This window comes from Bifidobacterium avesanii (genome assembly GCF_009299475.1).
Classification (GTDB): Bacteria; Actinomycetota; Actinomycetes; order Actinomycetales; family Bifidobacteriaceae; genus Bifidobacterium; species Bifidobacterium avesanii.
Genome location: NZ_WBSN01000001.1, coordinates 202,435 through 227,675, shown reverse-complemented (window position 1 = coordinate 227,675; position 25,241 = coordinate 202,435). Strand labels below are relative to the sequence as shown.

18 protein-coding genes are annotated in these 25,241 nt (G+C 68.4%); 10 read left to right on the top strand and 8 right to left on the bottom strand.

The window, feature by feature from the left end; translation table 11 throughout:
* Window positions 1-34 precede the first annotated feature (34 nt).
* The 4 genes from DSM100685_RS01045 (at window position 35) to DSM100685_RS01030 (ending at window position 8,437) form a co-directional block, all read left to right on the top strand.
* Window positions 35-3,391, top strand: coding sequence for a tetratricopeptide repeat protein (locus DSM100685_RS01045; protein ID WP_239512578.1), 3,357 nt, complete (start codon window positions 35-37; stop codon window positions 3,389-3,391).
* Window positions 3,392-3,433: 42 nt separating this feature from the next.
* A complete protein-coding gene (gene ligA, locus DSM100685_RS01040; protein WP_152349511.1) occupies window positions 3,434-6,160 on the top strand; it encodes an NAD-dependent DNA ligase LigA in 2,727 nt (908 codons plus the stop codon).
* 155 nt (window positions 6,161-6,315) lie between these two features.
* Window positions 6,316-7,437, top strand: a complete 1,122-nt coding sequence (locus DSM100685_RS01035; protein ID WP_152349510.1) for an Mrp/NBP35 family ATP-binding protein — start codon at window positions 6,316-6,318, stop codon at window positions 7,435-7,437.
* A 157-nt stretch (window positions 7,438-7,594) separates the two neighbouring features.
* Window positions 7,595-8,437 (top strand): sugar phosphate isomerase/epimerase family protein, encoded by an 843-nt coding sequence (locus DSM100685_RS01030; protein WP_152349509.1) that lies wholly within the window; start codon window positions 7,595-7,597, stop codon window positions 8,435-8,437.
* A gap of 14 nt (window positions 8,438-8,451) precedes the next feature.
* On the opposite strand, the gene DSM100685_RS01025 is transcribed toward DSM100685_RS01030, so the two are convergent.
* Window positions 8,452-10,089: an ATP-binding cassette domain-containing protein gene (locus DSM100685_RS01025; RefSeq protein ID WP_152349508.1), complete on the bottom strand. Its 1,638-nt coding sequence runs from the start codon at window positions 10,087-10,089 to the stop codon at window positions 8,452-8,454.
* Window positions 10,090-10,429: 340 nt separating this feature from the next.
* Here DSM100685_RS01025 and rhaM point away from each other — a divergent pair, with 340 nt between their 5' ends.
* A complete protein-coding gene (rhaM, locus tag DSM100685_RS01020) occupies window positions 10,430-10,744 on the top strand; it encodes an L-rhamnose mutarotase (protein WP_152349507.1) in 315 nt (104 codons plus the stop codon).
* Window positions 10,745-11,046: 302 nt separating this feature from the next.
* Here the strand turns inward: rhaM and DSM100685_RS01015 are convergent, their stop codons facing one another.
* The 7 genes from DSM100685_RS01015 to DSM100685_RS00985 form a co-directional block, all read right to left on the bottom strand.
* Entirely contained in the window at window positions 11,047-12,096 is a 1,050-nt protein-coding gene (locus tag DSM100685_RS01015) for an alpha/beta hydrolase (protein ID WP_152349506.1), read from the bottom strand.
* A gap of 375 nt (window positions 12,097-12,471) precedes the next feature.
* Window positions 12,472-14,169, bottom strand: a complete 1,698-nt coding sequence (locus tag DSM100685_RS01010) for a carboxylesterase/lipase family protein (RefSeq protein WP_163200768.1) — start codon at window positions 14,167-14,169, stop codon at window positions 12,472-12,474.
* Between the two features lie 210 nt (window positions 14,170-14,379).
* On the bottom strand, window positions 14,380-15,684 hold the full coding sequence (locus DSM100685_RS01005) for an ABC transporter substrate-binding protein (protein WP_163200766.1): 1,305 nt from the start codon (window positions 15,682-15,684) through the stop codon (window positions 14,380-14,382).
* Window positions 15,685-16,182: 498 nt separating this feature from the next.
* A complete protein-coding gene (glnA, locus tag DSM100685_RS01000; protein ID WP_152349503.1) occupies window positions 16,183-17,619 on the bottom strand; it encodes a type I glutamate--ammonia ligase in 1,437 nt (478 codons plus the stop codon).
* A 201-nt stretch (window positions 17,620-17,820) separates the two neighbouring features.
* Window positions 17,821-18,573, bottom strand: a complete 753-nt coding sequence (locus DSM100685_RS00995; protein WP_152349502.1) for a DUF4191 domain-containing protein — start codon at window positions 18,571-18,573, stop codon at window positions 17,821-17,823.
* A gap of 83 nt (window positions 18,574-18,656) precedes the next feature.
* Window positions 18,657-20,102, bottom strand: coding sequence for a dihydrolipoyl dehydrogenase (gene lpdA, locus DSM100685_RS00990; protein WP_152349501.1), 1,446 nt, complete (start codon window positions 20,100-20,102; stop codon window positions 18,657-18,659).
* 134 nt (window positions 20,103-20,236) lie between these two features.
* Window positions 20,237-20,863 carry a DUF3043 domain-containing protein gene (locus tag DSM100685_RS00985; RefSeq protein WP_152349500.1) on the bottom strand — a complete coding sequence of 209 codons (627 nt, stop codon included), beginning with the start codon at window positions 20,861-20,863 and terminating at the stop codon, window positions 20,237-20,239.
* A gap of 100 nt (window positions 20,864-20,963) precedes the next feature.
* On the opposite strand from DSM100685_RS00985, the gene DSM100685_RS00980 reads away from it, so the two are divergent.
* From DSM100685_RS00980 to DSM100685_RS00960, 5 genes are all read left to right on the top strand, one after another.
* Entirely contained in the window at window positions 20,964-22,337 is a 1,374-nt protein-coding gene (locus DSM100685_RS00980; RefSeq protein WP_204314182.1) for a dipeptidase, read from the top strand.
* 326 nt (window positions 22,338-22,663) lie between these two features.
* Window positions 22,664-23,044, top strand: a complete 381-nt coding sequence (locus DSM100685_RS00975; protein ID WP_152349499.1) for a hypothetical protein — start codon at window positions 22,664-22,666, stop codon at window positions 23,042-23,044.
* A gap of 37 nt (window positions 23,045-23,081) precedes the next feature.
* Window positions 23,082-23,324, top strand: a complete 243-nt coding sequence (locus tag DSM100685_RS00970) for a hypothetical protein (RefSeq protein WP_152349498.1) — start codon at window positions 23,082-23,084, stop codon at window positions 23,322-23,324.
* Window positions 23,325-23,435: 111 nt separating this feature from the next.
* Window positions 23,436-24,539, top strand: a complete 1,104-nt coding sequence (locus DSM100685_RS00965) for a hypothetical protein (protein WP_152349497.1) — start codon at window positions 23,436-23,438, stop codon at window positions 24,537-24,539.
* Window positions 24,530-25,237 carry an ABC transporter ATP-binding protein gene (locus DSM100685_RS00960; RefSeq protein WP_152349496.1) on the top strand — a complete coding sequence of 236 codons (708 nt, stop codon included), beginning with the start codon at window positions 24,530-24,532 and terminating at the stop codon, window positions 25,235-25,237. The genes DSM100685_RS00965 and DSM100685_RS00960 overlap by 10 nt, the downstream gene beginning before the upstream one ends.
* Window positions 25,238-25,241: the final 4 nt, after the last annotated feature.

The following is a 25,241-nucleotide window of genomic DNA, read 5'->3' as shown; positions in this document are numbered from 1 at the left end:
GCTTCATGTCGGGCAGCGTTGGGACAATCAAAACATGTCTCAAAAGCCCCAGTATAAGAACCACGCCGGATTGCGCCAGATCATCGACCGGCTCAGGGGGCGGACGGGCCGCGGCATCAGCGCCGACACCTTCTCCGACGCGCTCAAATCCGTCGAATCACAGCGCCGCGAGGGCGGCAACCCCGACATGGTGGCCGAGCTCACCCGCCACGCACGCCCGCTCGGGCCGCTGGTCAAGCGCCGCGTCTTCGACCACGGCATCGACGGCGTGCCCGCGGGATTGAAGCTCGGATGGGCCCAGCTGCCGGAAATGCGCGGCCGCGGCTTCTCGCTCGGCATCTTCTGCGGACGCCACGACTCCAGCTACGCGCAGATCGCGCTCGCGGACGATCAGGGCCGCGTGTTCGTCACCACCGACCCCAAGGCGGACACGCACGACATGAACCCGCGCTTCCTGTTCGGCAAGGAGGGCAAGGTCAGGCTGCCCCACGGGCGCAGGTTCGGCAAAAGCGACGAGAACGCCAAAACCGTGGAGGCGGTCACGGGCGGCATCGCGGGGCGCGACGACGCCGGCCGCATGAACTGGCTCGCCTCGTGGCTCAAGGTGGGCGACCGCTACACGCTCGAGCAGCTGCGCCCCAAGCTGCCGGACGACCTGAGGCACGACCTCGAATACCGCGACGCGATCGCCGTCGCGTTCTTCGCCGCGTACATGCTGCCGCAGATCCACGGCCTGCTCATCGGATTCGGCTCGGGCAACATCTTCCGCCGCCTCAACCGCGAGGCGCCCATCGGCGCGATACGCCGCTCCATCCGCGACACGCTCGAGGCCCGGTCCCGCAACATGCGCGCCTCCGGCCTCGAGGACCAGTTCGCCGACCTCATGCGCGAGGCCGGCGCGCTGGGCGACGTCTCCGGCCTCGAACCGGTCCACGGCGCCGAACCGCTCCACCTGTACACGTCGAGCTACTCGGGCGGCTACTTCTTCGGCTGGGACTCGTCCCTCGCGTTCCCCGCGGCCCTGCGCTCGCTCAGGATCGAAGGCAACCTCAACCGCTTCGCCGCGGTGAGCAGCTGGCTCGAGCGCAACGCGTCCATCGGCGCGTTCCCCACCGAGGACACCGTCACGCGCGCCGAGGCCGCGCAGATCGACCAGGCCATGCTCGCCAACCCCGCGCTCATCGCGCTCGGCACCGACGGCTACGCGCCCGACTTCGACCCGGTGCGCGACGACGGCACGCAGGCCGCATGGCGCATGGTGGACATCGCCAGGCGCACGGCCGGGGAAATCCGCGGCGACGCCGGTTCCCGCGACGGCAGGCCCTCCGAATGGGCGTACCGCCAGACGCTCGGCACCCTCGTGCGCCGGCTGCGTCTGCCCTACCGCTTCGACGTGGAGTTCCGCTCCAACCTGGCGGAGGGCGCCGCGGCGCTCGGCTTCACCACCGCTGGCACCGCCATGATGCCGTCCAGCCGGTACGACGCCGCCCACCAGCAGTGGATCAGTCTCGCGGACGACGCGCGCGCCCAGATGAGTGCCGCATACAACCTGCGCGTCGGCCTGATCATGGCCGCGCTCGCGTTCGGCGCGGACGAACGCATCCGCACCGTCTCGCTGCGCATCGACTCGATCGGGCTCGAGGAGGCCGTGGCCGAGCAGGACTCCGCCATCAGCGACATGATGCGCCAGGCGCTCGCCTCGTTCGAGCGCATGCGAACCGGCTCCCTCGGCGTGCCCGGCCCCAAGGCGGGACCGAAGGACGGCGACGTGCACGGCGACCCCTCGCACACGCTCGTCGCGGGGGAGGAGACCGCCGGCGCCGCGGGCGCGGACGGCGGCGACGCCGACTCCGACGCGGCCACCGACGATCAGGTCAACGCGGAGTTCCGCAGCCTCATGCAGGGCGCCGATCTGGACGAGACGCTGTTCGCACCCGCGGCCGGCGGCAACGGGGACGGCAACGGCAACGGCGGCGAGGGCGCGGGCGACGCAGAAGGCGTCGCCGGCTCCGAAGACGGGGAGGACGGATCGGACGGCTCCGACGACGACCCGATGGCCGTGCTGCGCCGCAACCCCTCGGTGCGCAACCTCGTCAACGTCACGTTCGAGCGCGACCGGTTCCTCGAGCACTACCGCCTCGAGGGCCTCGCCCACCCGTTCGACTTCTACCGCATGTTCCACGCCGTGATGGACGTGGACCCGACCGGGGGCCTCAAGCCGGTCACCGCGGACTTCGACCTGTCCGACGCGCGGTTCGCGCCCCGCGGCTCGCAGGAGGAGCCGGAGCTGTCCACGCAGGAGCTGGACCCCGTGAGCGAGCGCGTGCTCGGCTGCGAGGACACCGTGGGGCTGGCCATCCAGCGCGAGGACCTGCTGCAGCGCGCGGTGGCGGACTTCCACCGCATCGCCGCGGACGACTCGCTCGAGTCGGTGGCCAAGGCGCAGCACGCCATGGCGGTCGTGAACCGCCTTTCCGACCCTGAGCTCACCGAACTGGCGCCGAAGGTGACCAGCGCGCTCATCGACGGCGAGGACACGCCGGAACTCGCGTTCGACTTGGCGCAGGGCCTCGACCGCGAGCGGCTCAAGGCGCGCGACCTGCTGTTCTCCGGCCAGACCGATCAGGCGATCGAATCCATCGAGGCGGCCTTGAAGCGCATGGACGACGCATTCGCCGCGCGGGGCGTGCCGCGGTACTTCAACTCGTACGCCGAGCGCGTGGTGTACAACCGCCTGTTCGCCACCCCCGGCGAGACGACGGTGCTCATTCCGGACAACCTGTTCTACGCGCACATGGAGATCGCGGACGTGCTGGCGCAGCTGAAGGGCGCCAAGGCCGCGCTGCCGCACCTCAACCGCATGGTCGCCTACGCGCCGGCGTACCCGCTGTCCCACATGAGGCTCGGCGTGCAGCTGGCCCGCAGCGAGGACTGGGATTCGGCGCGTGCCGCCTGCCTGAACGCCCTGCGCGTCTCGCTCGACCGCGACGACGCCGCATACGCCTACTACCGTCTGGCCTACGCGGCGTGGATGCGCGACGAGTTCGCCGTGGCCGCCGCCGCGTACATCATGAGCGACCACATCTCCTCCGGCTCGATCGGCTCCCTCGCGGACGAGCTGCAGGAGCTGCTGGCCCGCGCCGACTCGCAGTGCATCTCGGTGCCGCGCGACGTGCCGCAGGCCCAGGCCGTGCTGCGCGAGCGCGAACTGCCGGTCTGGCCGCACACCGAGGTCGGGCAGATCGTGCGCGAGGCGGCCCGCGTGACCGTGGACCAGGGCATGTTCGTGCCCGCGCGCACCCTGTCCGTGGCCGCCGCGCGCATGAACGACGGCGACGACCAGGGCGTGGACGCCGTTCAGGCCCAGTTCCTGCGCTCGCTCAACGCGTGAGGCGACGCGTGAGGTCCGCGCCCGCCCGCTACCATGGCAGCTATGACACAGCATCAGAATCAGAGCGAACAGCTGGCGTGGGACCTCGACGCGGCCGCGGATGACGGCGCCGCCGCGCCCGAACCCACCGAGAACACGGGCGCCGCGGCCTATGCGCCGGGCAGCGCGCGCTGGATCGCGGCCCTTACGCCCACGGACGCGGACGCCATGCGCCTCGACCGGCTCGACATGTCCTCGCTCGGCAGCGAGGAGGCCGCGCGCCTGTGGACCAAGGTGGCCGCGTGGGTGGAGTCCGACCAGATCGCCTACTACATCGACGACTCGCCCGTGAGCTCCGACGCCGCGTACGACGCGCGCATGCGCTGCCTCACCCGTCTCGAGGCGGAGTTCCCCTCGCTCGACACCCCGCAGTCGCCCACCAAGCGCGTGGGCGGCACGTTCTCCAACGAATTCGCGTCCGTGCGCCACCCCAGCCGCATGATGAGCCTCGACGACGTGTTCTCCGTCGAGGAGCTGCGCGACTGGCACGATTCCGTGCTGCGCGACCTCGACTGGCCCGAGGGCAAGCCGCTGCCCATGAGCTGCGAGGTCAAGATCGACGGCCTCGCCCTGAACCTCATCTACCGCGGCGGCACGCTCGAACAGGGGCTGACGCGCGGCGACGGCGTGACCGGCGAGGACATCACCATGAACGTGCGCACCATCGGCTCGATCCCCGCGACGCTCGGCGGCGAGCCGTCGGACGTGCCCGACTTCGTGGAGATCCGCGGCGAGGTGTTCATGCGCTGGGACGACTTCCGCGCGCTCAACGACGAGCAGGAGGACGCCGGGCGCACCCCGTTCGCCAATCCACGCAACGCCGCCGCGGGGTCCCTGAGGCAGAAGGACCCGCGCATCACCGCCACCCGGCGCCTGAGCTTCTACGCGCACGGCATCGGCCGCCTCGAATGGGGCGCCGACCACCCCTCCGGCACGCACGACGCGGTCGCCGAGCAGTCCGAGGCGTATGCGCTGTACCAAAAGTGGGGCATTCCCGTCTCCCCGCACAACCGGTCGGTCACTTCGTTCCAGGAGATCCTCGACATGATCGACTACTACGGCGAGCACCGCGGCGACATCGAGCACGCGCTCGACGGCATCGTGGTCAAGGTGGACGACCTCGCCCTCCAGCGCACGCTCGGCGCCACGTCGCGCGCCCCGCGCTGGGCCATCGCGTACAAGTACCCGCCCGAGGAGGTCAACACCGAGCTTCTGGACATCACCGTGCAGGTGGGCCGCACCGGGCGCGTCACCCCCGTGGCCGTGCTCAAGCCCGTGTACGTGGCCGGTTCCACCGTGGCCCGCACCACGCTGCACAACGCGTTCGAGGTCAAGCGCAAGGGCGTGCTCATCGGCGACACCGTCGTGGTGCGCAAGGCCGGCGACGTGATCCCCGAACTCGTCGGCCCGGTGCTCGAACGCCGCAAGGGCCGGGAGAGTCAGCTGCGCGAATTCGTCATGCCCACCCATTGCCCGTCGTGCGGCGCCGAGCTCGCCCCCGCCAAGGAGGGCGACAAGGACATCCGCTGCCCGAACGTGGAATCCTGCCCCGCCCAGCTCGCCGAACGCGTCATCAACCTCGCCTCGCGCAAGGCGTTCGACATCGAGCATCTGGGCGACCAGTCCGCCATCGCGCTGACTAACCCGGAGGAGAACCGGCCCGACTCGACGGCCACCTACGCGCCGAACCTCACGGAAATCCTCGTCAAACCCGGCGAGGAGCCCGAACCGTACGAGCCCGCGCCCGGCCTGGAGCTGCCGCCCGCGCAGACGCCCGTGCTCTCCAGCGAGGCCGGCCTGTTCGCGCTCACCCCCGCGGATTTGAAGGACGTGCGCGTGTGGCGCGAGATCCCGATCATCGAGGTGCGCGAGACGACCGGCGACAACGGGCGGACGCGCAAGGTCCGCAGACGCGTCGGCTACTCCGGCCTGTGGCATCAGGTGCCCGCCTTCTGGACGGCCCCCGCGCCCGCCAAGCGCGACGCGTCCGTGACCGACGGGCCGTTCCCCGGCTACTTCATCCCCGACGACGCCGAACTCGTGCGCGTGGAGCGCAAGACCGTGCGCGGCGCCGCGGTGGACGTGCCGATCACCATCCGCTCCGGCGAGAACACGCGCAAGATGTTCGACGAAATGGACAAGGCACGCCACGCCGACCTGTGGCGCGTGCTCGTCGCGCTGTCCATCCGCCGGCTCGGCCCGCCCACCGCGCGCCTGATCGCCACCGCGTTCGGCTCGCTCGACGCCATCGCGCACGCCAGCGCGGAGGACCTGTCCGCGATCGACGGCATCGGGCCGGAAATCGCCGAATCCGTGGTCTCGTGGTTCGCCGCCGCGCGCGAGCCCGGCGACTGGCGCGGCGACATCCTCGACGCGTGGCGCAAGGCCGGCGTGGGCGTGGGGCACGCCGAAACCAGCGGACTGCCGCAGACGCTCGCCGGCAAGACCGTCGTCGTCACCGGCTCGCTCGAAGGCTACTCGCGCGACTCCGCCAAGGAGGCGATCATCGCGCGCGGCGGCAAGGCGGCCGGCTCGGTGAGCAAGAAGACCGACTGGGTGGTCGTGGGCGCGAACGCCGGTTCCAAGGCCGCCAAGGCGGAGGAGCTCGGCATCCCCATGCTCGACGAGGCCCAGTTCGCCCAGCTGCTCGAAACCGGCGGCGTGGGGGACGCGCAGGGCGAGGACGCGGAATCCGCGACTGCGCAGGGCGAGGGCGCGCAGGCCGACTGAATCGTCGGGGCGACGCGGGCCGATGGGCCCCGTCGGGTTCCGCCGGGTTCCGCCGGCGGCGGATCTGAAGGCGGGCCCGCAGGCATGTGAGCCGAATCACTCTGGCATGCCGCCGCACGGCACGCTAGGCTGGTGGGCGGCAAAAAGGAGGACGCATGACAGACAACCGACAGATCGAAGCGGAAATCTACGACCGGCTCAGCAGGGTCATCGACCCCGAACTCGGGCGGTCCGTCACCGATCTGGGCATGATCGCCGCGATCGACGCCACCCCGGCCGACGGCGGCGACGGAAACCGCTATGACGTGACCGTGCACGTGGAACTCACCGTCCCAGGCTGTCCGCTGTCCGAAACGATCACCAACCAGATCAACGGCGCCATCGCCTCGTATCCGGACGCGACGCTCACCCCGCACATCGAGGTGGGCGCCATGAGCCGCGACAAGCTCGACACGCTCGTCGCGGACCTCAAGGCCGAACGCCGGCAGAACCCGTTCAACAAGCCCGGCACCAAAACCCGCATCTTCGCCGTCGCCTCCGGCAAGGGCGGCGTGGGCAAGTCGTCCGTCACCGCGAACCTCGCCGCCACGTTCGCGGCGCTCGGCTACAACACCGCCGCCATCGACGCGGACATCTACGGCTTCTCCCTGCCCAAGCTGTTCGGCGTGACCACCCAGCCCACCAACCTCAACGGCATGCTCATGCCCGTGACCGCGTGGGGCGTCAAGCTCATCTCGATCGGCATGTTCGCCGGCGCCGACCGCGCGATCCTGTGGCGCGGGCCCCGCCTGCAGCGCTCGCTCGAGCAGTTCCTGTCCGACGTGTGGTGGGGCGAGCCCGACGTGCTCCTGCTCGACCTCGCCCCCGGCACCGGCGACATGGCCATCTCCGTGGCGCAGGCCCTGCCCAACGCGGAGCTCGTGGTGGTGACCACCCCGCAGCCGTCCGCGTCCGACGTGGCCGTGCGCAGCGGGCTCGTGGCCCTGCAGGTGCCCATGAAGGTGCGCGGCGTGGTGGAGAACATGAGCTACTACGAGCACAACGGCGAACGGCTGGAGATCTTCGGGCGCGGCGGCGGCGAGCGCGTGAGCGAGCAGCTCACCGCGGCGCTGGGCCACGACGTGCCGCTCCTCGCCACCCTGCCGCTCATCCCCGAGGTGCGCGAGGTGGGGGAGTCCGGGCGGCCCGCGGTGCTGACCCCGGAGGGCGCGCTCGCGTCCACGCCGGTCGCGGCGGAGTTCACGAAGCTCGCCAAGCGGCTCATGGCCGTGCGCTGAGTTCGGCGTTGCATCGTCCCTCATCGGCTGCGGGAGCGCAATCGGTCACGAATGCATAGCTTTTGCGCAAGAAACTGCTCTTCCGTGACCGCGCAATCATGGGCGTCGTCTTACCATTGATACGTATCGATATCGTCAATGCCGACAGGAGCATCCCATGATCAACTTTGGCGCACGCGGCCACGACGTGACGTGGGCGGACACCCCCGAACTGCTCGCGCGGGGACTGGCCGGATACGGCGTGCACAACGTGCAGCTCGCACTGCCCAAATCATTCCCCGAATGGTCGGGCGCCGACGCGGTCAACCCCGGCATGGGCCTGTATTTCCGCCGGGTGCTGGCCGAACGCGGTGTGGACGTGGCCGTCCTCGGATGCTACATCAACATGACCCATCCCGACCCCGCCGCGCGCGAGGCGGCGCTGCGCCGGTTCGAGGCGTACCTCGCCAACGCGCGGTTCTTCGGCGCCCCGGTCGTAGCCTCCGAAACGGGATCCGTCGACGCGGACCCGGGCCGCTTCACCGAGGAGAACTTCACCGAACGCATGTACCGGGAGGCGCTCGGCTCCATCCGCCGGCTCGTCGCCGCGGGCGAGCGGTTCGGCACGATCGTGGGCGTGGAACCGGGCGCCAACCACCCCATCCACGACATCGAAACCACCGTGCGGCTGCTCGAAGACGTCGACTCGCCCTACCTCGGCATCGTGTTCGACCCGACCGCCTACACCACGCCGAACGGGCTCACCTGCGACGGCTCCGACCAGGTGACGTTCACGCGCAACGCGCTCGACGCGTTCGGCGACCGCGTGGTGGCCGTGCACATCGACGACTTCACCACCGACGAAACCGGCATCCACCGCTGCAACGTGGACGAGGGCACCATGGACGTGGCCGGCGTGCTCAGGCTCGTCGCCGCGGCCCGTCCGCTGGTGCCCGTCATCCTCGAGCAGACCACCGACGAGGCCATCGCGCGCGCCGTGCGGCGGTACGGGAACCTGTAGTCAGGAGCCTGTAGTCAGGAGCCCAGCAGCAGCGCATCGTGGGTGGCCAGAACCACCGCGCCGGGAAAATCCCGGAGCATGCGGGCCAGCGCCTCCTTGGAGCCCAAATCCAGATGGTTGGTCGGTTCGTCCATCACGATGAGCCGCACCCCGCGCACCGCGCCGAGCGCCAGCATGAGCTTGCGCAATTCGCCCGGTGAAAGGTGCCCGCCGTTTCCGCCGCGCGAATCGGCGAGCAGCCTGTCCGGATCGGCGTTGAGCCGCGCATAGACGGACAGCGCGCGGGCCCTGTCCCCGCCGTGCAGCCCGGCGAGTGCGGCCATAGCCTTCCGCTCGGCGTCGGCGCCCGTCCGCTGTCCGACCGCCAGCGTGGGCACGTCGGTTCCCGCGATGCCAAAACCTTCCCGCACAGGCTGTTCCAGCCCGCCCAGCAGAGCGCGGATGAGCGTGGTCTTGCCCAGTCCGTTCGGCCCGGCGACCATGATGTGGTCGCGCGGGCCAACGCTCAGCTCCGGCACCAGCAACCCGTCCCCGTTCGGATCGGTCTCCTCTACCGTCCACATCGTCCAATCATCGTGCGGTCTGACGGCGAGTTCGGCTCGCGGCGATGCACCCTCGGTGCGCGGCGACGACCCGGAACCCATGCCGTCGCCGTATCGGATCACGCCGGCCGCCACGTGCAGCAGCTCCCGGCGATGGCTCGGCTCAGTGCCCATCCAGATGCCTCCGCCGTACCGTTTCGCCGCCACGGAGAGGGAGCCGACCGCCCGCCGTGCCTCGTCCAAGCGGCCGTCGAGCTGCGCGGCGGCACGGGATGCGGCGGCTCCCAGAGTGGGTTTGCCGTACTTCAGCCGGTTGCGTGAGTCATGGTCCCTGGGATCGATCCGGTCTCCCCGACGCTTCCGCGCGTCAAGTTCCCGCGCATGTTCGGCCCGTTGCGCCCGCACGCCGGCGATCCGCCGTTCCGCCCGCCGCGCCTCGGCCAGGGCTTCGGCGTCCCGCGAATCATTGGCCTTTCGCTGTGCCGACGCCTGCGCGTAACCGCCCTGGTATGCCACGGCCACGGTGACGTTGCGCCCGCGCACGTGACGGCGCTCCAGCATCACGCAGCGCGCGCAGGTCGCATCGATGAGCGCCGTGTCGTGCGACACCACGATGCCGACGCCGTCGAACAGGCGCATCGCCGCGGCGATCGCGTCGCGCGTCGGCGCGTCCACGTGGTTCGTGGGCTCGTCCAGCACCAGCACGTCCGGCCGGGCCGCGAACGCGCAGGCCAGCTGCAGCCGCTTCGCCTCCCCACCGGAGAGGGTGTCCCACCGCCAGCACCAGTCGTCGCCGATGCCGAGCGCATTGCGGACGGCCTGCGTCTCCGGCGACCAGTCCGAGGCAAAGTCGTCGAGGTTCGCCGGCGGCTCGTCGAGGCGCTGCGGGCAGTATGAGGCGGCGTAGGAGCTGGTCGCGGGGGAGACGGTTCCCGAGTCGGGACGAAGCGCGCCCACGGCGAGGCGGACCAGCGTGGTCTTGCCGATGCCGTTGTCGCCGAGCAGGGCGGTCCAACCGCGCGGAAACTGCGCGGAAACGCCTTCGAACAGCGGATCCGGTGCGGACGGATGGGTGAAGTTGATGTGATTGAGATCCAATGCGGTTATCATGCGACTCGTTTCGACGATGGCGCACTGCCGGATTCCACGCTGCGATGCGTGCCGATGATCGGGCGACGATAGACGGATGCGGCAGTGCGCCCCCGAGCGCACGGTCCACGTCGCCTATCACATCACCAAGATCCGAGTCACGTCCTTTCGTCTCAACGCATAGTCATGGGAACTATAGCACGTTTGGGAATGCGGCATGTTCCGCCGCGGCCTCTTCTTCGATTCAACAAGGGCGCGTACCGCGGCGAGTGTGATTTCCGGCTTTTCTTGCCCGGTGGCGTAATGTGATGGGCAAGGGGCGTGCGTGAGGCCGCCCGAAGCGCCAAAGGAGGCCCGATCCATGATCCGCAAGACGTTCGTCATGCACCTGTACCCCGGTATGGTGGAGGAATACGCCAAGCGCCACAACGAGCTGTGGCCGGAGATGAAGGACATGATCCACGAGCACGGCGGCCATAACTACACCATCTCGTTCGACGAACGCACCAACACATTGTTCGGCTACATCGAAATCGAGGACGAGGAACGATGGGCCGAGTCCGCGGACACGCCGATCAACCGCAAGTGGTGGGACTTCATGGCGCCGGTCATGGAAACCAATCCGGACAATTCGCCGGTGAGCGAGGACCTGCGCGAGGTGTTCCACTTGGACTGAACGGGACGGTCCGCGGGCGCGTCCCATTCGCGCATGTGGCGTGACAGTGCACGCGGTGTGACAGTGCACGTGACAGTGCATGGCCGGTCATGGAAACACGATATGGGAAACCGCGGAATTCCTCCATTTACAGCCGGCTGTGACCGTGACCGGACGGCCAGTGTCACGGTCATCGTCACAACCCGGTCAACGTCACGGTTCGATCAACCCGGTCGGTGTCGCAACCCCGACCATGGTCGCATGATTTCAGTCCGAGGCGTGCGCGGTGTGCCGGTCGCGGCGATCGGTCCCGCCGGCTTGGACTAGTCATGCCCCATGGTCGGTTCGGGCGTCCGCATCGCGTGTCGCGTTCGGACACGGGTGACAAACTCCTCCACCGTTTTCCAGTACAGCGCCGGATCGGTGCTGGCGCTCATGGCGTGCCCGGCGCCCGGCACGAGGAGCCTGAGACGCGGCGCGCCGGCGCAGACGGCGAAATTGGCGTCCACGGCCGCGGGGTTCACGAAGGTGTCGGCCGAGCCATGAATGAACAGCATCGGAATGCGGCATCTTTTCAGCTGACGTATGCAGGAGGCCTGCCGGAAGCCATATCCGGCGCGCAGTCTCGAGACGACGCTCATGGCGGCCAGCACGGGTGCGGCGGTCCAGCGCGCCGGCATGTGGTAGAGCGTGAGCGCATTGTCCATGAATTGCTCCCACACGGACGAGTACCCGCAGTCCTCCACGCCGGCGGCCACGTTGGATGGCAGATCCGGCTCGCCCGACGCCATCATCACGGTCGCGGCCCCCATGGAAACGCCGAACAGCAGTATGCTTGCATCCGGGTTCCGCCGTGCGAGCATGCGGGCCCATGCCACCAGATCACGCCGCTCCAGCCAGCCCATGCCCACGAATCGGCCCTCGCTCAGCTCATGGCAGCGCTGCGCGGGGGCCAGCACCGCGAATCCCATGTGGGAAAGCCGATATGCATATTTCGCCATGTCGCGAGGTCTGCCGGTGTATCCGTGGCAGCAGATCGCATAGCGATTCGCGACGGTTTCGTCCGTTCCATCGAGGGGCGGCAACATCCACCCATGCAAATGCAGCCCGTCCTCGCTGACCGCATGGACCGGACGCTTGCACTTCCCGAACCATCGTGCGGCTTCGCGCTCCTCGTCGGCGTCGCGGTGCCTGCCTTCCAGCGCGGCGCCCTGGATCCTGCCGGACGATACGAGCTTCATCATCGACAGCGGGGCGCGGTTGTCAAGGGAAAAATGGAACAGGAAATCCCCGGCGGCGGCGATGAGCGCCGTTGCACCGAGGACTCCTCCGCCAACTGCGCGCAATACTTTGTGCCGTTTTGCAACCGTCATGAATGTCCCCTTCCCGCAAAGACGACCGGACGGCATCACCGTACGCGGATTTCGTTTCGGCGCCGCCTGTTCCCTCCATCATGGTAACTACGATGCGAATGGTTCGGACGTCTGGCAATCCGTCGTCGCCGACCGATGGAGGACCGGGAAACCGTTGGGACTTGCGGGCCATGGGAGGCCTGGACCCGTGATTCGCAAGACGTTCGTCATGCACCTGCGCCCTGGCGTGGCGGAAGATCATGCCAACGCCTTGCTCGGCCGTATCGAGACCGGAGACGAGACGCACCGGGCTGTACCGGGCCGCGCTGCGGGATTCCGCCGTTTGCGGACGGCCGTGACCATCGCCGGGCGGTCAATGTCACGGCCGCATGACTGTCAGTCGGCGGCGTGGGCGGCGTGCCACTCCGCGGCGACCAGCTCCGTCGGCTTGAGCCAGTCGCGGACCATCGTCGGCCCGGACCGTCCGAAATCCATGGCGTCGCGCGAGCCGGGGGAGCAGCGCTCCCAGCGCGGAAGATCGCGGACGCCGCGCTCGCCGTCCCGCATGCCGTTCGGGTTCCCGGTCGCCGCGAAGTTCGCCCAGTACCGGCGCATCGCGCGCGACAGATCCCAATCGGCGCCGTCATAGCGGTGCGGCTCGCACGCGAGGGCGGAGCCGAACACGTAGGGCAGTTCGCTGCCGTGGCCGGCGTGCCCGTCCGGGTCGCCGCCCGGCGTGCGCGAGAAGCGGTAGAAGTACGGACGGACCGGCGTGTTGGCGAGCAACAGGTCGCACATGGCCGCGTTACCCGCAGCGAACAGGTTGTACGTCGGATCGCAGCCGATCGTCGCGCGGCCGTCTGAGACTCCGCCGTCAATCCCGCGACCGCCCGCGGAGCCGATGCCATCGGTCATGCCGTCGGTCGTGCCGTCGCCCGTCGTGCAACATCCCGTCGCACCGCCGTCCGCCCGGCACGCGTCCAGATAGTCCGAAGCCCGCTCCCCGAACGTTTCCTCGGCGTATGCGGCAAGCCCCCGCGGGGAGCGGTCGGGCGGGCCGGCGATGAACTCCTCCGCCGTCACGCCCGCGATGAGGTCGCACGGGTTGACGCGTCCCAGCGCGAAGGACTTCGGAATGTTCATGGTGAGGAAGCGGCCGTCCACGCACACCGGGCAGTTGAGCATCAGATCCCATCCGGTGAACGCGTACGGGCCGTCCAGCAGGGGCGGCTGTTCGATCATGGCCATGAGCAGCTCGTGCGCGTCCATGGTCCGGGCCTGCGCCAGATCCCGTGCGCCCAGCACGTCGCGCACGAACCGTTCGCCGATCGTCCGCGCTTCGGCAAGCGTGTTGAGCTTCCGGTTGGCCTGCCCCACGCCGGCGCCGCTCTGGCTGATCGCACGGCGGAACAGCCCCGCGGACATGGGCGAGCACAGGTGGGCCACCACGCTGGAGGCGCCGGAGGAGAAGCCGAAGATCGTCACGTTGCCCGGGTCGCCGCCGAACGCCGCGATGTTGCGCCGCACCCACAGGAGCGCCAACCGCTGGTCCAGATAGCCGAAGTTCGCGCACGGTGCGTCGCCGCCGTCCGGCCCATCGCCGCGCCCGTCGATCCGAGGATGCGCGAAGAAACCGAACACGTTCGTGCGGTACTCCACGCTGACCACCACCACGCCCTCGCCGGCCAGCCATTCGCCGCGGTACCGTCCGTCCGCCGTGGAACCGTACTGGTTGCCGCCGCCATAGAACCACACCATCACCGGCAGCTTCGCATCCGGATCGGCCGTCCCATCGGCGATCGGCGCGGGCGTCCACACGTTGAGGCGCAGGCAGTCCTCGCTCGTCTCCTCGCCCTCGATGCCCAGCGAGCAGCCGCGCGCGTCCTCGGCCGCCGTGGCCTGAATCGGCGCCGGCCCGAACTCCATCGCGTCGCGCACGCCGGTCCATCCCGCGGCCGGGCGAGGCGCCCGCCAGCGCAGGTCGCCCACCGGCGGCTCGCCGTACGGTATGCCCAGAAACGCACTGATCCGCTCATCCGTGCACGCCCGCCCGCGCAGCGCGCCCTGTCCGATCGTCACCATACGTGGAACCATGATCCCCATCCTCCCATGACGTCCTGCCCTGAACGCCTGCCCTGACGCCCGTCTCACGGCGTCGGCTCATTCGCAATAACGCATAATGCAACCGGAGGGCCGCGCCGCGCATGGCGTCCGCGATCCTCCGGCTGCGTTTTCCCCGATCACTCCGGGCGGCGGGAACAGGGAAAGGAAAACGCGTTCCCGCCGTCCGAAGCGAAGCCGGAATCAGACGGCCGCCTCGTCGATGGCCGCCTGCACCTCGGCGATGAGCTGCTCCGCCGCCTGATCGGCGGTGATCTTGCCGAACACCACGTTCTGCTGGTAGCGGGAGATCACCTTGTCGAGGTCGGAGGCGCCGGCCGGCATCATTTCGGGGGACTCGCCGACCTTGGCCTTGTACGCCTCGGTGAAGTCGAGCAGCGTCTTGCTCGGGCCGGTGGCGTTGGCGGACTGCTTCTTGAAGACGGTGTTGTTGGCCGGCACGCCGCGCTCGATGCCGTTCGCGTCGCCGGAGACCTCGCTGTTGACCAGGTAGTCGATGAGCATGGCGGCCTCGGCCGGGTGCTCGGTCTTGGAGCCCATGGACCAGTACATGCACGGCTTCATGTACGCCCACTTGCCCTGAGAGTCGGACGGCAGCATGAACAGCTTCACGTTGTCCGTGCCGATGGTCTTGGTGTACATGGGCAGCATGTTCGCGTTGATGAACAGCACGGCGGACTTGCCGGTGCCGAACTCGGAGGTCTCGATGTTGGAGCTGTTGTTCTCCGCCCAGCTGTCGGCGTTGCCCACGATGCCCATGTTGATCTGGTCCACCGTGCGCTGGAAGAACGAGGAGAGCGTGGCCGGCTTGATGGCGAGCTTGCCGTCCTTGAACAGGATGTCGCCGTGCTGTCGGGCCCACAGCTCGAGGCAGTACTTGTTGTTCATCATGGTGGCGCCGTGCACCTCGCCGTCGGACTTGTCGAGCAGCTCCTTCTCGAACGCCTCGAAGTCGTCCCACGTCCACGTGTCGGTGTCCGGCATCTCGACGCCGTACTTCTCGACCAGATCCATGTTCACGGCCACGCCGAACGGGGTGGTGCCGGTCGGGATCGCGTACAGGGTGCCGTTGCTCTTGCCCATGTCGATGAGCGTGGAATCGATGTCGTCGGTGGCGATGCGGTCGGTCTTCGACAGGTCGTACAGTGATCCGTTGGCCGCGTAAGAGTTGAGGTAGGAGCTGTCCATCTGGTAGACGTCGGGCATGTTACCGCCGGCGATCTGCGTGGCGAGCTTGTCCCAGTAGCTGCTCCAGTCGGCGTATTCCATCTCCACGTGGATGTTGGGGTGCTCGGCCTCGAAGCCCTTGACCACCTCCTCCGTGATGCGCACGAGGCTGTCGCCGCCCCACCAGGACAGCTTGAGCGTCACGTCGCCGGAGGAGGTCTCGTCGGCGGTGGAGCCGCCGCCCGCCCCGCATCCCGCCAGCAGCATCGCCATCGACGCCAGTGCCGCGGGGATCGCCATGCGCATGCGCTTGTTCATCATCGGACCGTTTCCTTTCCTTGGGTGCGGACGGCCGTTTCCTGCGTGCGTGCGGGACGCGATCGGTGGGAACGCCGTCGCATCCGGAACGCCGTCCGGCCATCCGCGTTGTGTTGTTGTTGTGCGAGCCGCGACGGGCTTCCGTGTCCTTCGCGGCGGTTGTTTTGTGTTGTTCTTCCCTGCTCTTCGACGAGTAGTGCAACGTTGTACGTTGTGATTGAAAAGATAACGCCGACCATGTGCGGTTGCCGGCTTTGTTGCCATGGTTTGCAATGGGTGTCTCCGGTGCGTGACGGCGTGACGGCATGCAACACGCGCCTGACGGTTCGCTGCGTTCGGCCCGCAATGCGCGGAACGCGCGGCCGCAAGTGGCTGATGGGGATGGAGCCCGACTGCGGCATGACCTCGGAATACGGGAAAGCCCCGGCACGGCGCACATACCAGATGTGCATGCCATACCAGGGCTTTCGAACGCTCCGATCGGAATTCCAGGAATGGAACTCAGATGTGGAAGTAGAGCTCGTACTCGAGCGGGGTCGGGGCCAGACGGGCCTGATCGATCTCGCCGCGCTTGAGGTCCAGCCAGGTCTCGATGAGGTCGTCGGTGAACACGTCGCCGGCGGTCAGGAAGTCGTGGTCCTCCTCGAGGGCGTCCATGGCTTCGGCGAGGGAGGCGGGCACCTGCTTGATGCCGGCGTGCTCCTCGGGCGGCAGCTCGTAGAGGTCCTTGTCAACCGGCTCCGGGGGCTCGATGTGGTTCAGGATGCCGTCAAGGCCGGCCATGAGCTGGGCGGAGAAGGCGAGGAACGGGTTGCAGGACGGATCCGGGGCGCGGAACTCGATGCGCTTCGCAGCCGGGGAGGTGCCGGCCAGCGGGATGCGGATGGCGGCGGAGCGGTTGCGGGCGGAGTACACCAGGTTGACCGGGGCCTCGAAGCCCGGGACCAGACGGTGGTAGGAGTTCAGCGACGGGTTGGTGAAGGCCAGCACGGAGGAGGAGTGCTTGATCAGGCCGCCGATGTACCAGCGGGCGATGTCGGACAGACCGGCGTAGCCCTTCTCGTCGTAGAACAGCGGCTTGCCGTCCTTCCACAGGGACTGGTGGCAGTGCATGCCGGTGCCGTTGTCGCCGGCGATCGGCTTGGGCATGAAGGTCACGGCCTTGCCGGCGAGGGCGGCGGTCTCGTGGACGACGTACTTGTACTTCATCAGGTCGTCACCGGCGTGCTGCAGGGTGTTGAAGCGGTAGTTGATCTCCTGCTGGCCGGCGCCGGCCACCTCGTGGTGGGAGCGCTCGAGGATCAGGCCGACCTTCTGCAGGTTGGCGACCATGTCGTCGCGCAGGTCCTGGGTGTGGTCGATCGGCGGAACCGGGAAGTAGCCCTTCTTGACGCGGTTCTTGAAGCCGATGTTCGGGGTGCCGTCCTCTTCGGTGTCGATGCCGGAGTTCCACGGGGCCTCGACGGAGTCGACCTCGTAGAAGGAGCGCTGCATGCTGTTCTCGAAGCGGACCTTGTCGAAGATGAAGAACTCGGCCTCGGGGGCGAAGGAGGCGGTGTCCGCGATGCCGGTGGACTTCAGGTAGGCCTCGGCCTTGCCGGCGACCTGACGCGGGTCGCGGGAGTAGGGCTCGTCGGTCAGCGGGTCCACGATGGAGAAGGCCACGTCAAGCGTCTTGTGCTTGCGGAACGGGTCGATGAAGGCGGTGGTCACGTCCGGGACCAGCTTCATATCGGACTCGTTGATGGCCTGGAAGCCCTGCACGGACGAGCCGTCGAACGGCATGCCGTCGGTGAAGGCGTCCTTGAGGAACTCGCTGGCGGGCACGGTGAAGTGCTGCTGAACGCCGATCAGATCGGTGAAACGAACGGAGACATACTCGATGCCTTCCTGATTGATAAGGGCCTCGGCGTCTTCCTTGGACTTGAGTTCGGTCACGGGACCGCTCCTTTCATGAGAACTTACGAGTGACAAGTGTAGATTTCGTGGTTTCGCGCAGGTGCAGTTTGGGTTACGAGCATGTTACTTAGCGCTTTCTCGGCTCTCCGCGTGGACGTACGAAATGCCGCCGGGCATACGAAAAACCCCGGAACCAAGCGGATTCCGGGGTTTGTTGCGCAATGTAAACGCGGGGGCGGATCAGCGGCCGCGCATGGCCCTGCGCGAGACGCGCTGCGGGCGGGTCGGGTCGATGCCCTTGGGGATGCCGAAGCCGCTCTGGCGCTGCAGGGTGCGCAGGCGGTTGTTGAGCTCCTCGAGCTCGGTCTTGGTGAGCTTGACCTTCTGGCGCATGACCTTCTTCTGCAGGTCGCGCAGCTTGACCTGCTTGGGGCCGTCGCCCACGCTGAACTTGTAGATCGGGATGGCGGAGCCGCGGGTGATGTGCTTGATCTTGCCCTCCTCGCGGTCCATGGCGCGCATGACGCGGGCGTAGTCGCCCTCGCCGACCAGATACACGCCGGTGCGGCCGGAGCCGCGCCAGATGGCGTCCTTGGTGCGCGGATCGATCCACACGGGCTCCTGCGGGAAGTAGAAGCCGCCCTTCTTGATGCTGCTCAGGATCGCGCCGGTCGCACCCGGACGGCCCTCCATCTGGCGGTAGCCGACCTTGTCCGCGCGGTTGGTGAGCATCCACGTGGCGGCCAGCATGCCCATCATCACGCCGGCGAGCATCCACATGATCCAGCCGAACACGCTCATGCGGAAGATGAGGCAGATGAGCGCGAACACGACCACCGGCACGACGAACGAGCCGAGCAGGATCCACGGCAGGTTCTTGTCGTCCTTCACGGTGAACCCATAGATCTGCTTGATCTTCGCGAGGGTGCCGTTCTTCCTTCGCTCGGCCCGCTTGGCGGCCCGCTCTGCCTTCTTATCGGTCTTCTCTGCCATTGCTTAATCCTTTGCGCTGATGCTTGGAGCCGTGCATGAACACACTAACCGCAACAGTATAGCGTCACCCGTATACCGGCCCGTCACCTCGTGTGCAGGGGCCGCCCGTCCGCCTTGAGCAGCGCCTCGCCGAGCGCCTCCGAGACGGTGGGGTGCGGATGGATGAGCCGCGCCGCCCGGTGCACCGGCACGCGGTTGCCCACGAGCTGCTCCGCCTCGGCGATGATCTCCGAAACGTTCGGTCCCACCATGTGGACGCCGAGCACGAGCGGGGTGTCCGGGTCGGCGGCCGCGCAGCCGGTGACGAGGGACAGCGACCCGTTCGCGCCGGACATGAGCACGCGCGAGTTGGAGAGCATGGGGTATTGCGTCTCCGTCACGCTCACGAAGTCGTCGCGTGCCTCGGCCTCGTCCAGCGTGAGCCCCACGCTGGCGGCCTCGGGATGGCTGTAGACCACCTCGGGGATCGTCATGTCGTCCACGGGCGAGGGCGCGGGGGAGAGGCCGGCGATGGACTCGGCCACCACGATGCCCTGCTCGAAGGCGCGGTGGGCGAGCTGCGGGCCGGCGGTCACGTCGCCCACCGCCCACGTGCGCGGCATGGACGTACGTCCGTACGCATCGGTGACGACCCTGCCGTGCCCGTCCAACGCGATGTTCCGGTCACGGAACCACGCCTCGTCCGTGTTCGGGTCGCGCCCGATCGCCACGAGCACCAGCTCCGCCTCGCGCGTGAGCTCGGCCGGGTCGTCGCCGCGGGTGTAGTGCACGCGGGCGCCCAGATTCGCGCCCGTGTCCACGGACTTCACGGCCGTGCGGTCCAGCACGGTGACGCCCTGGCGCTTGAACTCGCGTGTGAGCATCATGGACGTGCGGCGGTTCCATCGCGACAGCACGCGGTCCTTGCGGATCATGAGCGTCACGTCGCAGCCGGCCGAATGCCAGATGCTCGCGAACTCCAGCGCCACGGCGCCCGCGCCGATGACGATCGCGGAGGCGGGGAACTCGTCGAGCGTCAGGGCCGCGTCCGAATCGATGACCGCCGCGCCGAACGGCATGCCCGGCAGCGGACGGGAGCGGGCGCCGGTGGCGATCACCACGTCGCCCGCCGTGAGGTCCGCCGTCGTGTCCGCGCCGTCCTCCCCGCGCGACGCCACGCGCACCGAGCCCTCGCCCGTCAGCGTCGCCTCGCCGCGGATCACTTCGATCCCGCGGTGCCTGAGCAGCCCGGACAGCCCCTTGACCATCGCGTCCACGGTGGCGCGTCGGTAATCGGCGAGACGGCCGTAGTCGATGCCCGCCATCTCCAGATCCACGCCGAGCTCGCGCGACCGCTTGGCGAGGTCCAGCGTGTGGCACACCGTCAGCAGCGCCTTCGTGGGGATGCACCCGCGGTTGAGGCACGTGCCGCCCACCGTGGCGTCGCGCTCCACGATCGCCACGCTGCGCCCCAGCTCCGCCAGACGCAGCGCCGTCGAATAGCCCCCCGGTCCCGCGCCGATGATGATCACGTCGTAATGGCTGGCCATTGAGGTCTCCTTTCCGTTGGACCGCAGGTTTCCGTTGAACTGCAAGCGTCCCCTGCCGTCCACCATAATAAAAGCCGCCCCTGTGCGGGACGGCTCGGTTCGCGCTTGGCTATGAAGCCTGTTTGGCTATGGGATCACTTGGGCCACACGCCGCGCTTGGCCTCGCGCGGCTTCGGCATGCGCCAGCGACGCATCTGCATGGCGCGGCTGCACGCGTACGAGCAGGAGCGCATGCCCTTGGACACAGAGCGCTCGCCGTACTTGGCGATCAGCAGCGGCTTGAGCTTGCGCCACATGAACCACAGGTCGAACGCGGCCACGCCCACGTAGCCGTACAGCAGCACGAAGATCACCATGGAGGCGCCCATGGCGAAGTCCGTGTACTGGAACGCGCTGGTGAGGATGAGCGCGATGATCATGAGCACGCCGGCCACGGGCATGAACCACTCGGCCACGTTCCAGCGGGCGTCCACGTAGTCGCGGATGTAGATGCGCCACGCCAGCTGCTCGGTGCGCGGCATGTTCTTGAGGTCGCCGGTCTGCATGGCCTGGTATTCGGCGTCCTGCTTGGCGCGCAGCTTGGCCTTCGCGGCCTTGTTCGCGGCCTTGCGGTCGGCGGGCACGATGGGCCTGAGATTCTCCGCCTCCGCCTGCTTGCGCTTGGGTGTCGGACGGCCCTTGCCGCCGGCCTTGCCCTGCGCCTCGACGGGCTTCTGGGCCTCTTGCTCTGCTTCTTTACGCTTGAACGGGTTCCATGTCATACGAGCAGGTTACGGTGACGCCTAGACGCTCAGGGCCCGTAAGGCCCGGCATTTCAACCATGTGAGACCACAATCCGAGAACGGAGGACAAGGAGCGACTATGGCAGTGCAGACGATCGGCGCGGACGCGATCCGCGAACGGGTGGACGCGGACTGGAAGCGCATTCTCGACGTGCTGGCGCGCAAGATCGCGCTGAAGGCCGTCTCCGCCGAGGGCATCACCGGCGAACACATGAAGCGGTCGGCCGAATTCGTGGCCGCCGAGCTCGCCAAGGTGGGCGTGGACGCGCGCGTGGTGCAGTCCTCGAACCCGGACGGCACCCCCGGCGCATGGGAGGTCGTGGGCTCACGCATCGTGGACCCGAACGCCCCCACCGTGCTGCTCTACGCGCACCACGACGTGCAGCCCGTGCCGGACCCGTCCGCGTGGGACACCGACCCGTGGACGGCCACCGAGATCGACGGACGCCTCTACGGCCGCGGCAGCGCGGACGACGGCGGCGGCCTCGCCATCCACTCCGGCGCCCTGGCCGCGCTCGGCGACGACCTCAAGGTGAACGTCAAGGTGTTCATCGAGGGCGAGGAGGAGATGGGCTCGCCGAGCTTCATCCCGTTCATCGAGGCGCACCGCGACGAGTTCGACTCCGACGTGATCATCGTGGCCGACTCCGGCAACTGGGCCGACGACATCCCGTCCCTGACCACCTCGCTCAGGGGCAACACCGGCGTGGACGTGACCGTGAAGGTGCTTGACCACCCGGTCCACTCCGGCCAGTACGGCGGCCCGATCCTCGACGCCAACACGCTCGCCGCCATGCTCATCGCCTCCATGTACGACGGCGACGGCGAGCTGGCAATCCCCGGCGTCAAGGCCGACGAGCCGGTCGGCGGCCTGCAGCGGGACGTGGACGAGACGCAGATGCGCGCCGACGCCTCGGTCGTTCCGTCCTACCGCCTCGCCGGCACCGGATCGCTCGCCTCGCGACTGTGGACCAAGCCGTCCGTCACCGTCATCGGCTTCGACGCGCAGCCGGTCGAGGGTTCCTTCAATGTGATCGACAACGAGGCCACGTTCCGTCTGTCCCTCAGGACGGCCCCCACGCAGCGCCCCGAGGAGGCGCAGAGGGCCCTGACCGACTTCCTGCTCGCGCACGCCCCCTTCGGTGCCGAGGTCACCGTCGTCCCGTCGGACAACGGCATGGGCTGGGCCATGGACCCGAACGCGGAGGCGACGAGGGACGCGCTTGAAGCCATGGAGGAGGCGTTCGGCGTGCCCCCGATCAACCAGGGCCAGGGCGGCTCCATCCCGTTCATCCCCGAACTGCGCCGCCTGTTCCCGTCCGCGCAGGTGCTGGTCACCGGCCCGGAGGACCCGAAGTCCAACGCGCACAGCCCCAACGAGTCCGTGGGCCTGTACGGTCTCAAGCGCAACGTGGTCGCCGAGGCGCTGCTGCTCGCCAAGCTGGGGGAGTAGCAGCATCTTCTGCCGTTGGCGGGTTGGAGCACGGAGCGGATCGTCCGTGTCGTCCGTGTCCCAACCCGCATCCATTTGCGGCAATGGTAGCGGCTTGAGACAGCGAAGGGGCCTGTTGTGTCTCAATTCACCGCCATTGCCGTTGCCATTGCCGGAATCGGCGACGATCCGGGATGCGTGCCGCATGCGTTTGGGCGGCCGTGTTTGTATGAATTTCGTTCCAAGGCATGCGGATCGCGTCCTTCGACTGCGACATTTCATATCATTGGAAGCGAGCTTCGGTTTCATCGAGGAGACCGGTAACTTGGCTCGGCAGGGGGACTGACATGAACGGCGGGATCGGAAAATCGTTTGCAATAGTGCTGATGGCCGGATGCCTATGCGCATGCGGCAGCGTGAACGGCGAAATATTCGTCGACGGCGAGGCCGGCAATGATGGCGGTGACCGGTATCAGCGTCTGGTGGACTCGATCCTTGCCGACGGCCAACTGACCCGTGCGGAAACCGAACAGGCCATCGAAGCGGAAATGTCCTGTTACGAGGAGCATGGGCTCATTGGCGATTACGGCTATGACCTTGATCTCTACCCCTGGATTCTGTTCGGCTCCTACGGCATGTCCGAGGACAATCCGGGTGCCGAAGCGGGGAACGACTCGGCGATCTCGAAGGCCATGGGAGCCTGCAATGCGATTTTTTTTACCCGTTGAGGACATGGCGTTTGGGTCCAATGATTGGGATGCATCCATGAAGCGCCAGTATGAGGCCAAGGCGCAATGCCTCGCCAATGCCGTACCGTTCCTTGCCGGGAAGATCGATCCGGCATGGGCGGGGTTGGACCCATCCGAGGGCTTGGACAGGTTGGACCGGCTCACCGTGGACCATCGTGACGCGATGGGCAAGCCGGAGCAGACCGCCGCAATGCAGTGCATGCACTATGTCTCCGCGCCGAAACGGACCATAGGCGGGGGATTGCCGGAGAATCGGTGAATTCGCGTCATCGTCCGGACTACAGGGTCTGGCGGGTCCGATAAACCGCGCTGATACACTGAAAACAAGCCGGTCTCATCGTCGAGACCGCCCACGAAAGGGGGTGGCGCCATGCGTAGGGTGGTGTCGTGGGTTCTTGTGGTGTTGTTGGTCGTGGTGCCGTTGGCGGGGGTGTGCGTGTTCTCGTGGGTGCAGGCGCGGGACCCCGAGGCGCTGGCGCCCAAGCCGGTGGCCGTCCTGCAGCAGCCCACGGTCGTCAGCGACGACGGGTCCGTCGAGGCGACGATCACCGCGACGCTTGATCCCGGCGCGCGGGTCACCGCGCCCGCGTGGCAGGGCGGCGTGGTCACGCGCGTGGACGTCAAGCCCGGGGACGCGGTGTCCACGGGCTCGGTGCTGCTGGCGGTGGACGGGGTGGGCCGGGTGGCGGTGGCCTCGCCCGCGCCGTTCTACCGCTCGCTCGCGGTGGGGGATTCCGGCGGTGACGTGCTGGATTTGGAGCGGGCGCTGAAGGCCATGGGCGATTTCGCGGGTGAGCCCGACCGGTCGTTCACCAAGGTTACGGCGAACGCGGTGGACAGGCTCGGCAAGCGGCTCGGCGTCGGGGACGCGTCGGGCGTGTTCGACCCGTCGTGGGTGGTGTGGCTGCCCGGGGAGAACCTGGTGGCGCAGTCGGTGGGCGTGGCCGTGAACGACCCGGCGCCCTCGCAGGGGTCGGTCGTGTTCTCGACCGCCCCGTCCGTCTCGTCCGTCGCCCTGTCGGGGCCGGCCGGTCCGGTGGATTTCTCGTCGGGCGCGTACGTGCTGTCCCAGAACGGCGTTGACGTGGCCACCGTCCGGTCGGACGGGGACGTGGACGCCGGCCTGCTCGCCCGCCTGACCGCGCAGGACGACGGCTCCGCTTCGTCCGGCGGTTCTTCCTCTTCCGGTGGCGCGTCGGTTTCGAGCCGCGTGTACGGCGTGAACCTGCGGCGCGAGACCGCGGTCACGCTCCTGTCGGTGCCCGCGTCGGCCGTGATGACCGGGGCGGACGGGTCCTCGACGTGCGTGTACGGCAAGTACGGGCCCGGTGACGCGCAGTACCAGTCCAAGGCGGTGAGGGTGGCCGGCGGGTCGATGGGCGTCACGCGCCTTGAACCCGACGACGACCTCGAAAGCTTTTATGTTTTGGCCGATCCGCTGGCCGTGATGGGGGAGGCGCCGACATGCCGGTGACGCTCGAGGGCGTGCGCTTCCGCTACGCCGCCAAGGACCCGGAGGTGCTCTCCGGCGTGGATCTGTCGATCCCGGACGGGCAGCTGGTCGCGCTCGTGGGCCCGTCGGGTTCGGGCAAGACCACGCTGCTTCAGCTGGTCGGCGGGATCCTCAGGCCGACCGGCGGGCGGGTGGAGAACACGGTCCCGCTCGCGGACATGCGCTGGGTGTTCCAGACGCCCACGCTGCTGGCCCGGCAGAGCGTGCGGCAGAACATCGACGTCGCCGTGGTCTCCTGCCCGTGGGGCGAGCGTGAGCGGCGCATGCGGGTGGACGAGGTGATCCGGGACGTGCGGCTCGAGGGGTTCGCGGACGCGCCGGTCAACCGGCTGTCGGGCGGCCAGCAGCAGCGCGTGCAGATCGCCCGCGCCCTGGCGTCCCGCCCGCCTTTGGTGCTCGCGGACGAGCCGACCGGCCAGTTGGACCACCACACCACGGGCGTGGTGCTCGACGCGGTCCGGGCGGCGCGGGACCGGGGCACGACCGTGGTGGTCGTCACGCACGACCCGTACGTGGCCGAGCGGTGCGAGCGGGTCGTGGCCCTCGAGGACGGGGTCGTCAAGTCCGACCGCCCCGCCCGCGGGAACGGCACGGACGACCCCGCGCCGGGCCCGACGGCCGGCGGGAACGGCGGGGAGGAGGCTGAGCATGCCGCGTAGAAGG